At 63.5% G+C, this 14,284-nt stretch carries 13 protein-coding genes; 6 read left to right on the forward strand and 7 right to left on the reverse strand.

Annotation, left to right across the window (positions count from 1 at the left end; all coding sequences use genetic code 11):
* The first annotated feature begins 43 nt into the window (after window positions 1-43).
* Window positions 44-805 (forward strand): FAD:protein FMN transferase, encoded by a 762-nt coding sequence (locus ACF0H6_RS10355; protein WP_395249928.1) that lies wholly within the window; start codon window positions 44-46, stop codon window positions 803-805.
* On the opposite strand, the gene ACF0H6_RS10360 is transcribed toward ACF0H6_RS10355, so the two are convergent.
* Together ACF0H6_RS10360 and ACF0H6_RS10365 are read right to left on the reverse strand one after the other, a co-directional pair.
* Window positions 802-1,563: an SGNH/GDSL hydrolase family protein gene (locus tag ACF0H6_RS10360; RefSeq protein WP_395249518.1), complete on the reverse strand. Its 762-nt coding sequence runs from the start codon at window positions 1,561-1,563 to the stop codon at window positions 802-804. The genes ACF0H6_RS10355 and ACF0H6_RS10360 overlap by 4 nt on opposite strands.
* A gap of 62 nt (window positions 1,564-1,625) precedes the next feature.
* The gene (locus tag ACF0H6_RS10365; protein WP_395249519.1) at window positions 1,626-2,105 is read right to left on the reverse strand and encodes a MarR family winged helix-turn-helix transcriptional regulator; all 480 of its coding nucleotides are present in this window, start codon (window positions 2,103-2,105) and stop codon (window positions 1,626-1,628) included.
* A gap of 119 nt (window positions 2,106-2,224) precedes the next feature.
* Between ACF0H6_RS10365 and ACF0H6_RS10370 the strand changes: the two genes are divergently transcribed.
* Both ACF0H6_RS10370 and ACF0H6_RS10375 read left to right on the forward strand, forming a co-directional pair.
* The gene (locus tag ACF0H6_RS10370) at window positions 2,225-2,857 is read left to right on the forward strand and encodes an NADPH-dependent F420 reductase (protein WP_395249520.1); all 633 of its coding nucleotides are present in this window, start codon (window positions 2,225-2,227) and stop codon (window positions 2,855-2,857) included.
* 106 nt (window positions 2,858-2,963) lie between these two features.
* A complete protein-coding gene (locus ACF0H6_RS10375; protein WP_395249521.1) occupies window positions 2,964-3,248 on the forward strand; it encodes a YciI family protein in 285 nt (94 codons plus the stop codon).
* A gap of 49 nt (window positions 3,249-3,297) precedes the next feature.
* Here ACF0H6_RS10375 and ACF0H6_RS10380 read toward each other — a convergent pair whose 3' ends face one another.
* Window positions 3,298-4,110 carry an SGNH/GDSL hydrolase family protein gene (locus ACF0H6_RS10380; protein WP_395249522.1) on the reverse strand — a complete coding sequence of 271 codons (813 nt, stop codon included), beginning with the start codon at window positions 4,108-4,110 and terminating at the stop codon, window positions 3,298-3,300.
* Between the two features lie 2 nt (window positions 4,111-4,112).
* Window positions 4,113-4,988 (reverse strand): SGNH/GDSL hydrolase family protein, encoded by an 876-nt coding sequence (locus ACF0H6_RS10385; RefSeq protein WP_395249523.1) that lies wholly within the window; start codon window positions 4,986-4,988, stop codon window positions 4,113-4,115.
* 430 nt (window positions 4,989-5,418) lie between these two features.
* Here ACF0H6_RS10385 and ACF0H6_RS10390 point away from each other — a divergent pair, with 430 nt between their 5' ends.
* Window positions 5,419-5,913, forward strand: coding sequence for an FBP domain-containing protein (locus ACF0H6_RS10390; protein ID WP_395249524.1), 495 nt, complete (start codon window positions 5,419-5,421; stop codon window positions 5,911-5,913).
* 63 nt (window positions 5,914-5,976) lie between these two features.
* Here the strand turns inward: ACF0H6_RS10390 and ACF0H6_RS10395 are convergent, their stop codons facing one another.
* Genes ACF0H6_RS10395 through ACF0H6_RS10405 form a run of 3 tightly spaced genes read right to left on the reverse strand, consistent with a single transcriptional unit; the run spans window position 5,977 to window position 11,700 of the window.
* The gene (locus ACF0H6_RS10395) at window positions 5,977-9,441 is read right to left on the reverse strand and encodes an ATP-binding protein (protein WP_395249525.1); all 3,465 of its coding nucleotides are present in this window, start codon (window positions 9,439-9,441) and stop codon (window positions 5,977-5,979) included.
* The gene (locus ACF0H6_RS10400; protein ID WP_395249526.1) at window positions 9,438-10,238 is read right to left on the reverse strand and encodes a DUF4194 domain-containing protein; all 801 of its coding nucleotides are present in this window, start codon (window positions 10,236-10,238) and stop codon (window positions 9,438-9,440) included. The genes ACF0H6_RS10395 and ACF0H6_RS10400 overlap by 4 nt, the downstream gene beginning before the upstream one ends.
* Window positions 10,231-11,700 (reverse strand): DUF3375 family protein, encoded by a 1,470-nt coding sequence (locus tag ACF0H6_RS10405; RefSeq protein ID WP_395249527.1) that lies wholly within the window; start codon window positions 11,698-11,700, stop codon window positions 10,231-10,233. The genes ACF0H6_RS10400 and ACF0H6_RS10405 overlap by 8 nt, the downstream gene beginning before the upstream one ends.
* A 245-nt stretch (window positions 11,701-11,945) precedes the next feature.
* On the opposite strand from ACF0H6_RS10405, the gene ACF0H6_RS10410 reads away from it, so the two are divergent.
* Window positions 11,946-12,248, forward strand: coding sequence for a hypothetical protein (locus tag ACF0H6_RS10410; RefSeq protein ID WP_395249528.1), 303 nt, complete (start codon window positions 11,946-11,948; stop codon window positions 12,246-12,248).
* A gap of 65 nt (window positions 12,249-12,313) precedes the next feature.
* Window positions 12,314-14,266 (forward strand): acyl-CoA dehydrogenase family protein, encoded by a 1,953-nt coding sequence (locus tag ACF0H6_RS10415; RefSeq protein ID WP_395249529.1) that lies wholly within the window; start codon window positions 12,314-12,316, stop codon window positions 14,264-14,266.
* Window positions 14,267-14,284: the final 18 nt, after the last annotated feature.

Below are 14,284 nucleotides of genomic sequence, written 5' to 3' on the forward strand. Positions count from 1 at the left end.
GGACATCGCCGGTCTCCGCCTTAGTTCCCGCACCTTCACCAGCATGGGCACTGTGGTGAGCCTCGCTGTTCCTCACGGGACTTCCCACGCTGTGGAGGAAGAGCTCGAAGCGGCCACCGCCGTCGTCGAGCAGTTGTTTGACGCTCTGGACAAGAAGTTCAGTCTCTACCGTCCCGACTCGGAGGCGAGCGCGATGGTCCGCCGCGAGCTGGCGCTTGCGGATGCCTCAGCGGACATGCGCCAGCTTTACCTGGAGGCCTCCCAGTGGCGCACCCTCACGGAAGGTGCGTTCACAGCGGAGCGACCGGACGGTGTGGTGGACTTGGCGGGGATCGTCAAGGGGCACGCAATTCGGGAGGCCGGAACGTCCCTGCACGCGCTGGGCCTTAAGGATTGGTGCCTCAACGCGGGCGGAGATGTCCTGGTGGACGGTTCGCCGGCCCCGGGTACCGATCGTGCATGGCTGGCCGGGATTGTGGATCCGGCGGATCGGGCGGCACTCCTGACTGCTTTTCCACTGGCAGGCGCCAAGCATGCACTGGCGACCTCCGGAACCGGCGAACGCGGCCACCACATCTGGTCAGCCGGCTTGACGCGAGGGAAATCCGAGGGATTCCGCCAAGTTTCGGTGGCGGCTGAGGACATCGTCACGGCCGATGTCCTCGCTACCGCCATCATGGCTGGCGGCGCCCGGACCCTCACGCTAGCCACTGCCCGCTGGGACGTTGAGGTGCTCGCGGTGAAGAACGACGGCGGGCTGCTCGCCACGCCGGGGTTCCGGACCCCTTCGGCCCAGTACGGCTAAAGCGGAGTGAGTTGTGGATACCTCGGGCTGAGCCCATCGCCGGATGATTTGCCCGTCACTCGGCGGACGACCCACGGGGCCGCGTGTTCGCGGGCCCAGCGTGCGTTGGCACGCAAAGCTTCCACCCGGGCAAGTTGGGGTTGCGCGACCGGGGGCGGCACGTCGAGGGAACCGTCGTGTTCCAGGACAGCCAGTACCCGGTTGGCCATGTTGATGTGGCCGGCAGTGGACATGTGCATACGGTCCTGCGACCACATGTGCCAGTCGTGATATTCGCTGAACCGCCAATAATCCACCAGTAGCGCCCCGTGATTCTCGGCAATCTCGCGCACCAGCTCGTTGTAGATTGCGGTGCGTCCGCGCATGGTGCCGAAAACCTTGGAACTGCGGGCGTCGAAGCCAGTGAAGAGGAGCAGCGTAGCGCCGGTGGAGCTCAGCTTCGCGATTCCCGCCTCGTAATCCTGCATGAGCCTGTCGATGTCCACTTTCGGACGGAAGATGTCATTCGCTCCCGCGTACAGGGTCACCAGCGTCGGTTCAAGTGCGACGGCGGCGTCCACCTGTTCTGCCATGACTTGCCGCAGTTTCTTGCCGCGGATGGCCAGGTTGGCGTAGCCGAAATTTTCGTTGCTTCGAGAAAGTTGCCGGGCAACGAGGTCCGCCCACCCCCTGACTCCATGGGGGAGCGACGGGTCCGCGTCGCCAAGGCCCTCGGTGAACGAGTCTCCCAATGCCACATACCGGGCAGAAAAATTCATGTCGTCAGTCTTTCATCACGGCGGGGCGGCGGTCACGTGGGGTTCGTCGCAGGGTTCGCGCCTCAGAGTTCGCGCAGGATCCAGTGATCGTCGTCCAGGCGAGCCACGATCTTCTCGCCGATCCGCGCGAGGTCCGCAACGTCGTCGTCGGTCATCGCGTCCAACATCAAGGCCCGGACCGCGTCCACATGCCCTGGCGCGAGAGTCACGATGGTGTCCATGCCGGCCTCCGTTAAGTGAGCCACCGTGACGCGAGCATCACCCGGATGCGCTTCCCGCTCTACCCAGCCGCGTTTCTGCAACTTCGTGACCACGTGCGAGAGCCTCGACAGCGATGCACTCGTCCGTGCCGCCAGCTCACTCATCGGCAGGAAACGTCCGTCGGCCTCGGACAGCATGGCGAGCACGTTGTAGTCGAACAGTGACAATTTCCCGGCCGCTTGCAGCTGGGTGTCCAGGGCTGCGGGCAGCAAGGTGTTGATACTCAGGAGGGCCAGCCAGGCACGGCGTTCGTCGGCATTGAGCCAGCGCGGTTCGGTCATGAACTCATCTTAGAAGGAAATCAATGCTTGACACTTCAACTTAAGAGGATTATTGTTTTAGTTGAAGCTTCAAGTAAATAAAAGCGGGCCTCCACGAGACCACGAGCAAAGGAACAACAATGGCTGACATCACCATCATCGGTACCGGCAACATGGCATCCGGAATTGCGGCCCTCGCCGCTGCGGCCGGCAAAAGCGTCCAGGTCCTCAGCCGCGATGCGGGCTCCGCCGCCGCGCTGGCGGCAAAGGTCAACGGAACGTCGGGCACCACGGGCACTCCTGTGGAAGGCAGCATCGTTGTGCTGGCCACGCCGTTCGAGGCTTCCAAGGAAGTGATTGCTTCCTATGGTTCGGCCCTCAACGGCAAAGCAATCGTGGACATCTCCAACCCCGTAAACTTCGAAACCTTCGACTCACTTACCGTCCCCGCCGGAACCTCGGCCGCTGAAGAACTCCAGGCTTTGGCTCCGGGCGCATCGGTGGTCAAGGCGTTCAACACCGTCTTCGCAGCCACGCTCGCGGAAGGCGAAGTGGGCGGCCAGATCCTTGATGTGCTGGTAGCGAGCGACGACGCCGAGGCGACGGCCGCCGTCGTTGACTTCATCAAAGGTGCCGGGCTGCGTCCCGTGAACGTCGGACCGCTGCGCCGTTCGCGTGAGCTCGAGGCCTTCCAGCTTCTCGTCATGACGCTCCAGATCAGCGAAGCCCACCCGGATTACAACTGGAACTCGGCGGTCAAACTGCTGCCGTAGGAAATGCACATTGACTCACGGGAGGCCGTCCTTCGCCTACTTGGCGAAGGACGGCCTCTGCCGTTGCACCATCTGGGCGTCCCCGCGGGGCTGTAGGCTGACGAGCATGTTCGTCGTTTCGCTGACATACAAGGTTCCCGACGAGATCGTCGATTTTCACCGCCCCGCACACATGGACTGGGTCAAAGAAGCGTTCGACGCCGGCACTTTCCTTGCGTCCGGGCGTCGCGTTCCCGCTGTCGGCGGTGTGCTGTTGTCCAACGTCGACCGTGCAACACTCGACGCTTCCCTGGCTACGGATCCGTTCTACGTGAACGGAGTAGCCGACTTCGAGGTCATCGAATTCACCGTGACAACGGCGTCTACCGGGTACGAAAACCTGCTGGACTGACTTGACTGCCACCGCGCCAATAATGTGTCAGGCGAGACGCTGGTGTACGTCAGAGCCGCGCGGGTTCAGGCGACGTCCCCAACCGCTCAGGGAGAACCACCGGCATGAGCGCAGGCCAGCGGGCGCTCAAGTGGTCCCCGCTCGAAACTCCCCGGAACCGGCGCGAAAGCCAAGGCGCCACATCTCGCCTCAGCCACGCGGCGTCGTCGGCCATTATCTCGGCGCGGTTCCGGGGTAGCAGCGGCCCGAGCACCGGTGAGCCGAGGGAATGCGGGGCACCCAACACTTCCAAGACTTTCCGAGCCATATATTCGTGTCCGATTCCGGACATGTGCAGCCGGTCAGGCGCCCACATGCGCCGGTCTTGGTACTTTTCGAAGCACCAGTGATCCACCAGGAGTGTTCCATATGCGGCGGCGATGCGCCGGATGTGCTTGTTGAAAACGGCGGTGCGCAGCTTGAGCGGTTCCAACATGGGCGAGAGCGGGACGTTGTACTCGGTGAACAGGAGGATTTGGGCACCGCTCTCCGCAATCCGGGCCACTGCGTCTTCGAATCTCACCACAAGAGAGCGCATGTCCAGCCGGGCGCCGAGGAGATCGTTGCCGCCAGCGTGGAAACTGACCAGCGTGGGAGCCTGACCCAGAGCGGGTTGAAGTTGTTCAGTCACAATCGGTTTGAGCCGCCGGCCGCGAACCGCCAAGTTGGCGTACCGCGTCTGCGGCTGATGCCTGGCCAATTCCTCGGCGACCCGGTCAGCCCAGCCGCGGCAATCGTTGGGAAGGCGAGGATCGGAATCGCCGACCCCTTCCGTGAAGGAATCCCCGACGGCGACAAATCGCACCGGCGTTTGCGTGGTCATGATCAGGTGCCTCCGTTGTTTTGAGCGTTGTTTCCAGTACCAGAGACGGCGGCTTGGCGTGTGGCGAGTTTCCGCAGCCCGGCCTTCCGCGGAACTTTCACGGGCTCAGGCCAGCGAGGGCGAAGGCTGTCCCCGAGCGTGACGCCGCGGAGCTTCCGGCCGAACAGGGGCAGGACCCAATCGTTCACCCAACGGCGCTGACGACGTTCCCAGTCACGCAGCTTGAGCCGCTGGGGCGGTTCCCAGTCCTTGGGCGAGAACTTGTGCGGGACGCCGAGGTGGTCCAGGACCTGTGCCGCCATGTATTTGTGTCCGGCCTTGGACATATGGAGACGGTCAGGAGCCCACATCCGACGGTCGTGGTAGGCATCAAGGCACCAATGGTCCACCAAGACGGCGCCATACGTAGCAGCCAACTCGCGGACGCGCTCGTTGTAGAGGGCATTTCGCTTCTTCAACGGCTCCAGCACGGCCGAGACTTTCACGTCATACCCCGTGAATAGGACCAACGTGGCTCCCGTGGCGGCGAGCCGCGCTACGAGCTTTTCGTATTCGGCCAAGAGTTCGTCCATGTCCGTGCCGAAGTCAAGAATGTCATTGCCGCCTGCGTACAGCGTGACGAGCGTCGGTTCCATGGCCAGGGCCCGGTCCAACTGCTCCTCGACAACATGGCGTAGCCTCTTGCTCCGCACGGCAAGATTGGCATACTCCCAGCCAGGTTCAGCCTTGGCCAGTTTTTCGGCGACGCGGTCGGCCCAGCCCCGGACGCCGTTCGGCAGGGTCTTGTTCCGATCCCCCACGCCCTCGGTGAAGGAATCGCCCAAGGCAACAAACCGCCGTCGTCCGTTCTGGTCAGCATGAAGCACGTTCCCAGCCACGACGCCAGCGTAGCCCCGTCCGGTTGACCGCCGGCAAAGCCCAGGTTAATTCGACGCTCACTCACCTAAGTGAGCGAACGTCGGGGATAGCGGAGAACAATCCGACGGGTTTTGGACACCAAGGGCGTCGTTTGCAAGGATGACAGGACCGGCTGGCACAAGGGACCACGCCAAACCGGGAAACCGGCAAGGATCGAGAGGATGAGCATGCGCACCGCACACGTTGACGCTGCCATGGTTGGCGAGGTGGCCGATCTGGCCTGCTTTGCAGCCTTCCTTGCGTCGGCCATCCCGCTCGGCGGTCTCGGGAACTAGCCCGCTGCCAGCACGTACGAAGCACAACAACGGATTCCTCTGTTGTGCGCCCGGATCGCCAGACGCCAGCGTCCTTTCCCCCTTCGGGGCCACATCGATTCGAAAGAACTCTGCCGTGCAGAAAATTACCGCTCAACAAGTCCGATCCTCATTCATCAATGCGAGCCGCTCGGAAGCCGCCAAACTCAGCCTCTCGAAGGACTTTGATTCCCTCGATTGGGACAACCTCGAATTCCTCGGCTGGCGCGACGAAAAGATGCCGATGCGAGGCTATCTTGTCGTTCAAAACGAGGGAACCCTCACTGGGATCATGCTTCGCGCGCCGGAAGGGGGCTCCGGCAAGAAACGCTCGGTCCTTTGTGAGCTATGCCGCGACGTGTTTTCCAAGGACGATGTTTATCTCTGGGTGGCCAAGCGTGCCGGTCAACCGGGTCGCGACGGCAACACAGTCGGGACGTTGATCTGCGCCGACTTCGGCTGCTGCACCAACGTCCGCAAAGAGCCCCCGGCCAGTGAGATCAATCCGGACCCGGGCGCCGTCGTCGCTCGCCAAATCGGCGGATTGCAGTCCCGGACGGCACAGTTCCTGAGGCGCGTCCAGGGAAAGTAGCCGCTCGGCCACCAGTGCCCGCTCACATAAGTGAGCGGGCACTGGTGGTACCGGTAGCGGCAGTTAGCGGAGCACGATGTCCACGGGGTTGGCTTCGGAACGCCATACGCCTGGCACACCCGGGGCGCCGATGACAGGAGCTGTCAGCACGCCGGAGCGGTTGGTTCGTTTGTCGCGCAGGATTTCGGTGACCGAACCAAGATGCCGGGACAGGTCGATCACGTTTTCGGGAGCGGCAAGCAACAACTGGAATCCGAACTCGTGGAGCGCCTTGATGCCCGCACCTGCGAATTCCTCCGAAGCCAAGACAAACGCCTCGTCCATCATCACCGTGCCGTACGTCGTGAAACCCTGCTCGGCGATGCCCAGCTGGTAGCTCAGGGCCGCTGCCATGATGAACGCCGTGAACCGCTGCCGCTCGCCACCGGACATCGACCCAGTGTCCGCGTGCATGTACACCTCGGTCTTCTTGCCGCCGCGCGCGCCTTGGACGGAGCGGTGCTCTTTGCACTGGATGAAAAGATGCCCCCGGACATCCAGCACCTCGGCCCGCCAACGCCGGTCCTCCGGAGTTTGCGATCCGAGACGCTTGACCAGCGTTTCGAGCGACTTGTAGCGGTTGGTGAGTTCGACGTCGTCGTCCGCCTCCGTTGCCGTCGCGGCACCCGAAGCGGCGGCGGCCGCGCGGGAGGGCCGCGTGTGGCGCGTCTTCAGCGCGTTGTGAATGGCGTCCTTGAACTGCTTCGCGGTGGCCGGCAGCGTCTGCTTAATATCGAGTTCCAGGAAGCTCCCCTCGTGGAAATTGACCTCGGACAGGATGCCGTTGAGGGGCAGGATGCGGCTCGTGATGGCGCGGCGTTCTTCGTCGAGGAGGTGCAGCAGCGTGCTGAACGACTCGTGCGTGCGCTGGTTGAAGAACTGCCGGAATTCGGCTTCTTGAGCCGGCAAACCTTCGCTGACGATCTGGTGATAGCGGGACTCGAACTCGCCCGCAGCGCCGATGGAGGTGCCGTGGTCTGCCGAGATGGCAGTGCCCCATTCGCGCACGAATCCTTCGAACATGCGCGTGAGCCGCTCGGCCAACGCCTGCCCGCGGGACTCCGTGGCGTGCAGCTCTGCCAGGAGCTTGGTCCGGACTTCGGCAGCCAGGGTGTCGAGTTCGTGGAGCTCGCCCACCTCGCTGAACGCGCTGAAATACGGTTCGAGGGCAGTCACAGTGGCGCCCGACGGCGGCGCCTGGTCAAGGCGGTTGCGCGCAGCATCCAGGAGGGCGTCAGCCGTGGTCATCTGCTGGTCGAGTGTCTTGTATTCGCTCTGCAACACCGCCGCCGACCCTGTGGAGGACTGGTGCTTTTCGCGTACGGCCTCGATGTTTGCACGCAAAGGTTCCAAGTCAGCCTGCGCTGCCAAGGCGTCCTTGAGCCGCTGCTCGATCTTGGCGAGCTCCTCGGCGGCCACTGCCGCAGAGACCTGTTCCCAAACACGCTCGTCGTGGGCGATGCGGCGCAGCGCCTCGAGTTGGCGCGTCATGCCTTGGTGCGAATCCTCGCGGCTCTGGGCGAGTTCGGCCGCCTTCTCAAGCTCATTTTCGAGCTCACCGACCTTCGCAGCGACCAATTCCAGCTTGGAAGCATTGTCGAAGCCGAGAACGTAGTCCTGCCTGCTGGTGAAGCGGTCATCCTTCTCCACAGTGTGCCTGTTCCGCTTGACCACACCGCCCAGGCTGAGGCCCTTGTCCAGTCCGGCGAGCTCGTCCGGATTCTCCACGCACGGGTAGGCGAAATCGAGGGCGATCCGTTCGCGGATCCACTGACCGGAATCCGCATTGGCACCCAAAGCGAGGATCTCCAGCTTCGTGAGCAAATCGCCGTCGGACACGTCCTCCACAGCCAAAGCACCGCCCGCGAGCGGCTTGGAAACATCCACTGCACGCAAGGCGCCGCGGACCGTGTTGTCGTTCAAGTAGCGCGTGACGGCGGCAAAGTGCTCCCCCGGGACCAGCAGCGTCGTGGCCAGGTTCCGCAAGGCGCGCTCGGCCGCGGGCCGCCACTGCTCCTCCCCCTCTGCCAGGTCGATCAGCTCGCCGCCGAACGGCATGCGGTCCTCGGGGACTCCGGTGGCAGCGGCAATTGCCGCACGGTTTTCAATGCTCGACGGCGGCAGGAGGGACTTGCGCGTCTTCAGCGAGACGAGTTCCTGCCGGGCTGCGGCGAGCTCGCGTTTTTTGGTGGCGTGGCCGTCGAAGGCTTCGAAACGAAGCTCACGCAGGGCCTCGGAATCGTCCTTGAGCTCGGCCGAGCGGGTTGCGGCCTGCTCATGGGCCTGCTCCCAGCCCGCTGCCGTCCATTCGAGGGTGAGTCCGGCGTCGGCCAACGCCTGACGAGCCGCCTCCTCAACCTGCTGACGAAGTTTGAGGCCGACGCGCGCATTGTCCAACGATTGCTCGATCGCCGAAATTGCATTGCCGCCCTGGTTGTTGTAGTCCGATTCGAGCTGGCGCAACTCCTTCGCCAGCGCGTCCCGGACGCCACGTTCAGTGCTGAGCTCCTTGGCTTTGAGCTGCGCGAGCTCCCTGAAACGGGCCAGAGTCTTGGCGTGAACCGTGACCGAAAGCTGCTGTTTGTAAGCGTCGAATTCCTCGCCGCTGAGCTCGCGGAGCCTGTTCGCCTCAAGCAACGACTGGGCGTACTCCTTGTTCATGCCGGGCACCGCGGCCAGCTGGTCGCGCTGCTGGCGAACGTCCTCAAGCCGCTGCCTGATGGACATGAGGTTGCTGAATTCCTCGACGACGTCGTCCGCAGCAGCGAGCGTCGCGGGCGCGTCGAGAACCTGGTCGCGGAAGAACGTGTTGACGCTGCCGCCGAGCCCCTTCCCTGCCTGGATCACCCTCAGGAGCGGAAGTGCCTGGTCTGAATTGATGCCCAGCAGCCGACGGAACCGCTCCGCAAAGGCCTTGTGCACATCGAAGATCTGGGCATCCGTAAAGATGGTTTCCAGTGCGCCCTTGGTGAAACGCTTCTCGGCAATGCCCTCGATCGCGCCGAGATCCAAGGGTTTGTTGTCGATCACGTAGAACCGGCCGACGCTCGACTCCGTGCCGTTTTTGGGCAGGTCAAAGAGGGCCGAAACGGTGACCTTGGTGCCAGCCGCATTGTCGAACGTGAGGGCGACGGCGGACCATGTGGCACCAGGGCGCTGGAAGGCACTGGCCGAGCCCTCGCCCACGGCCTTGTCGCCCACTTTTCCGCGCATGTAGGTGAACGTGGTCCTCTTGTCCTCCACAGCCCCGCCAGCCCGCTGTGCCGCGGCCTCGTTGGAGCGTGGCCGGGCATCGAAGACGCGAAGCATGGCATCGAACAACGTGGACTTGCCGACACCCGAATTGCCCGTAAGCAGCGTCCCGTTGCGGTCAACGTGCATCGTGTGGGCGCCATGGAATGTTCCCCAGTTGACCACTTGAACCAAGGCCAGGCGCATCTGGCCGGGGTTAGTGAGCTCGCCGATCGGAAGCATCGTCGCAATGGTCACTTGGCTGCCTCCGATTCGGTGGTGTCGTTGGAGTCGTCGTCGGGGTCTGTGAGCTCGATCAATGGTTCGGTGCCGGATTCGTCGGCGGCAACTGCTACGAGGGCTTCGATTTGGGCGGGGATGTCGCCGATGTTTTCGAAGGGAAGGGCTAGCGGGAGGGCTTTGGAGATGGCGAACGTGTCCTCGATGCCGGTGGCCAGGAGGAGTTGGCGCGCAAGGAGCTTGGTGACGGTGCGGTTGACGACGTCGGTATCGCGGAGGGCGTCTTGTTGGCCGGACGGCTGGTAGTGCGCCACAAGCTCAGCGATTTCCTCGCGGGTGATGGTGGGTTCCGTCTGGGCCGTGACGTGGCGGTCCAGGAGGAGCCGAAGCCGTAACAGCACGATGGTTTCCACTCGGCTCAAGGCGCGTTGTTGGCGCAGGATGCTGGATCGTGTACTGCCGCCGATCGCGTCCGGATCAACGGGCCGAAGCACCGCAATCTTCCGTTCATGGTCCAGCTGCAGGTTCAGGAACAGCTCCGAGAGCCTGCTGCGGAGAATCACTTGGTTGTCCAGGAGGGTGGTCCAGAGTTTTTCGTCGCGGCCGCCGTCGATATACGGACCCTTGAGCAGCCGCACGAGAGCCTGCCGGACTTTCATGGAGAGCACACCGGTATCGCCCGGGAAGAGCGCCGCGCCGTCGACGAACGTGTCGCGGGGCGTGACGTGGAAAGGTTCCTGATGGACATGCTGCGCTATGTCCACTCCTTGCTCCGAAGAGGGGGCATGCTCGCTGGGGTGGGGGGCGTCAGTCATCGGAATCCTTAGCGTCACTTGAAGTCAGCGTCACGAGCGGCAGGTACGCGGTGCGGGTGCTGCCATCGATTTGTTCGAAGTCGATGTCTTCCCAGGCAGCCCGGTCAAACGCTGCACCGCCATGCAGCGCCGCGGACAGGAGGGCCCTGACAGTGTTGATGTGCCGTTCTTCCTCGGGCAAGTTTGCCCAGGCCCCCGCCAGAGTGGAGGCGCCCGCCATGGCCGAGCGGACGACGTCGGGCTTCGCCTTTGCGGAGCGCAGCGAACGGACGCGGTCCGAATCGCTGAAGGCGATGGGATCGGCGAGCTTCGGGGGCGCCGCGAACTCATCCGGATCGAACAGCTTGACCATGGCGAGCGATTCGAATCCCGCGTTGAACAGCACCGGTCCGCGGACCAGGCCCGCACGGTCACGTTCGTACGGCATGGAGCGGATGGCCTGTTCGGCCTCCCGCAGGACCTGCCGGAGCCGGACGGACTGCCGGATGTCATCGCTCTGGATGTAGTTGTTCAGGCTCTCGGAGAGCCTGCCATAGATGCGCTGGATCTGGCTGTGCTGCGTACGCAGTTCTGCCACAAGGTTCTTGAGAGTTTCACGGTCCTCATGGCTGAGGTCGTCGGCGAACTGGCGGCTCAACACATCGCCGATCGCCAAACGGAACCGCAGCTGCTGCTGCGGATCCTCGAGGAACGCCGTGAAGGAACGGAACGTGCGGCCTTCGGGGCTCTGCCGCAGACGTTTGTCGGCCTCCAGGACCTGCGCCATGGTGGCGCCCTTGCTGAGCGATTCTTCGATGATCTGGTTGCGGAGCTCACCCACCAGTTCTTCGATACGATCACGCATTTTCTTGTAGTCGGCGGGCAGGCTCGCCGCCAGGTCGAGGATGTTTCCAGCCGCTTCGACAGCTTCTTCATCGTCCAAGAGCCCATCGAAATCTCCGGAACTGATGTCCTCGATCAACTGCCGGCGCTCCTGGATTTCCTCGCCGAGGGACTCCAGCCGGGCGCTTTGGTCCGGATTGGTCTCGTTGGCGAGCTTCTCGACGTCGCCCAGCAGAGTTCCGAGCCGCGAACCGTTAAGGGTGGACCGTTCGCTGGAGAGACTGTCGAGGAAAGCCAGGACGCGCGCGGCGGCCTCGGTGACCTCGTAGACGATCTGCCCGGACTGGCTGCGACGTGTCAGGAATTGCTTGCGGGTCCATTCGTCGGCAAAAGCTTTGCCGCTCGCTTGGCCGCCCAGCGACGGGTCCTGCCGCCGGAGCTGCTCAAGGAAGGCGTCGACGTCGGCATGGAACTCTTCGAGCGGAAGCTGCGGTCTTGTGCGGGTAAAAGACGCCTGCAGCACCGCGATGACCCAGGGGGCCGAGCGGGTGAGAGCCCAAGCGGGGCCCTTCGTGAGAAGTTCGAGATCCCTGAGCCGTGCACTCATGGCATCGGCAGAGGACATTGCTGAGCGGGACACTTACTCTCCTTCAGCTGCCGCGGAACCTACTGGCAGCGGAAATCCCGAAAACTGCCCCGTACAAGGTTAACGCAGGGTGCGCCGCAACCCTTCCGTGATCTACCTCCCGGTAGGGTTTCGATCGCGTATCAACAGGCGCGACGCCGGTGTTGTTGCTGGCTGAACCGCCGACGCCGCCCCTAGTGTCGACACCAACGACGTCGACGCTCCGACGTCGGCTTTGGCAGCGTTGCGGAGGGGACCCAATGCAGATCGATCTTACGGCCTTTGATAGCAGCACCTATGTCTTCGTGGGAACACTCGTCTTCGGCCTGGTGCTGGCGGCGTTCATCGCGGTAGCTGCCATGGCGGCGCTTGCGTTGGTCGGCGCGGCGAGCTTTGCCTGGTACACCGTCAAGAGCGTGCTGGGCGGCTTGGTCCACGGCATCAATTTCGCGTGGGACCAACTGATCCACCAGGCCGGCAAGGTTGAATTGCCGGTGGAATTCACCCCCCAACCCGCCCCTAGCACAGGTACCTACCCGCGGGTAGCATTGAGGGACAGCTGAAGGGTCCTCCACCCAAGGCGGATACCTGGGCTCGAACCGGCACAACCGGCAAGAGGAGTCCTCCCATGACCTCCGCCACTGATAACAAGAGCACCGGCGTCAGCGCCGAAGAAGCCCGCGCCGTCGCCGAGGCCGCCCGCGAGACCGAATGGAACCGCCCAAGTTTTGCCAAAGGGCTGTATCTGGGCGATTTCGATCTCGGGTTGATCCACCCTTGGCCGCAGGCAAGGCCGGAGGACGTCGAACGCGGCGAAGAGTTCATGGCGAAGTTGACGGAGTTCTGCGGCACCATGTCCGGCCGCGATATCGAGCGCGAGGCCAAGATCGCGGACGAATACCTCGCCGGCCTGACCCAACTGGGTGTTTTCGGCATGAAGATTCCGCGTGAATATGGCGGTTTGGGCCTGTCTTTGGTCTATTACGGACGGGCCCTGGCGCTACTGGGTTCGGTCCACCCGAGCCTGGGCGCGCTGATTTCGGCCCACCAGTCCATCGGCGTCCCGGAACCGGTCAAAGTCTTCGGCACACCCGAACAGAAGCAGGAATACCTGCCGCGCTGCGCCGCTGGCGCCATCACGGCTTTCCTGCTGACCGAGCCCGACGTCGGCAGCGACCCCGCCCGGATGGGCTGCACCGCAGTGCCGGACGACGACGGCGGGTCCTACCTTTTGGACGGCGTGAAACTTTGGACCACCAACGGCGTGATCGCCGAACTGGTGGTGGTCATGGCTGTGGTTCCAGCCCGCACCGACCCCGGCGGAACCGTACAGAAGGGCGGGATCACGGCGTTCGTGGTGGAAATGAACTCCCCAGGGATCACCGTGGAGAACCGAAACTCCTTCATGGGTTTGCGCGGCATCGAGAATGGCGTGACGCGCTTCCACCAAGTCCGCGTGCCCGCCGCCAACCGGCTGGGGCGCGAGGGCCAAGGACTCAAGATCGCACTCACGACGCTCAACACTGGCCGCCTGTCCATCCCCGGGCTATGCGTGGCAGCGGGGAAATGGTCGTTGAAGATCGCCCGTGAATGGTCCAACGCCCGCACGCAATGGGGACGGCCGGTCGGAAAACATGAGGCCGTCGGCAAGAAGATTGCCTTCATCGCCGCCACCACGTTCGCCCTCGAAGCTGTCTTCGAGCTGTCCGCAGAGATGGCCGACGCCGGGCAGAAGGACGTGCGGATCGAGGCCGCCCTGGCCAAGCTCTGGTCGACTGAACTGAGCTACACGGTGGCTGACGAGCTGGTGCAGATCCGTGGCGGCCGTGGCTTTGAGACGGCGGATTCCCTGGAGGCCCGGGGGGAACGCGCCGTCGCTGCCGAGCAACTTCTCAGGGACATGCGCATCAACCGGATCTTCGAAGGCTCGTCCGAGATCATGCGCCTGCTCATCGCCCGCGAGGCCGTCGACGCGCACCTTTCGGCAGCTGGCGAGCTCGCTTCGGCTGACGCAACCCTGCAGGAGAAGGCGCGTGCCGCCGTCGGCGCCTCAGGTTTTTACGCCAAATGGCTCCCGAAGCTCGTGGCCGGGGCCGGCATGGATCCACGGTCATACGCTGAGTTTGGACGCTTGGCCAAACAATTGCGTTATGTGGAGCGGGCTTCGCGTCGGCTGGCCCGGCAGACGTTCTACGGAATGGGCCGCTGGCAGGCGAAGCTAGAGTACAAACAAGCATTCCTCGGCAGGATTGTCGATATCGGGGCGGAGTTGTTTGCCATGGCGGCGTGCTGTTCACGGGCCGAGATGCTGCTGCGGACCGTCCCGGAACAAGGCGCGTCCGCGTACGAGCTGGCAGAGGCCTACTGCGAGCAGGCCCGGGTCCGCGTGGATGGATATTTCGAGCAACTGTGGCGGAACACCGACGACGTCGATCACGAGTTGTCCTCCAATGTCCTGGCGGGCGACTATGCCTGGCTTGAGGCCGGAATCCTGGACCAATCCGAAGGCACAGGTCCTTGGATCGCCGATGCCTCGCCCGGCGCCTCGGTGAAGGAAACCCTGCATCGGAAGTACCGCTGAGGCCCGCTGCCGATCGAA

Origin of the sequence: Arthrobacter sp. NA-172 (assembly GCF_043952055.1) — a bacterium.
Classification (GTDB): domain Bacteria; phylum Actinomycetota; class Actinomycetes; order Actinomycetales; family Micrococcaceae; genus Arthrobacter.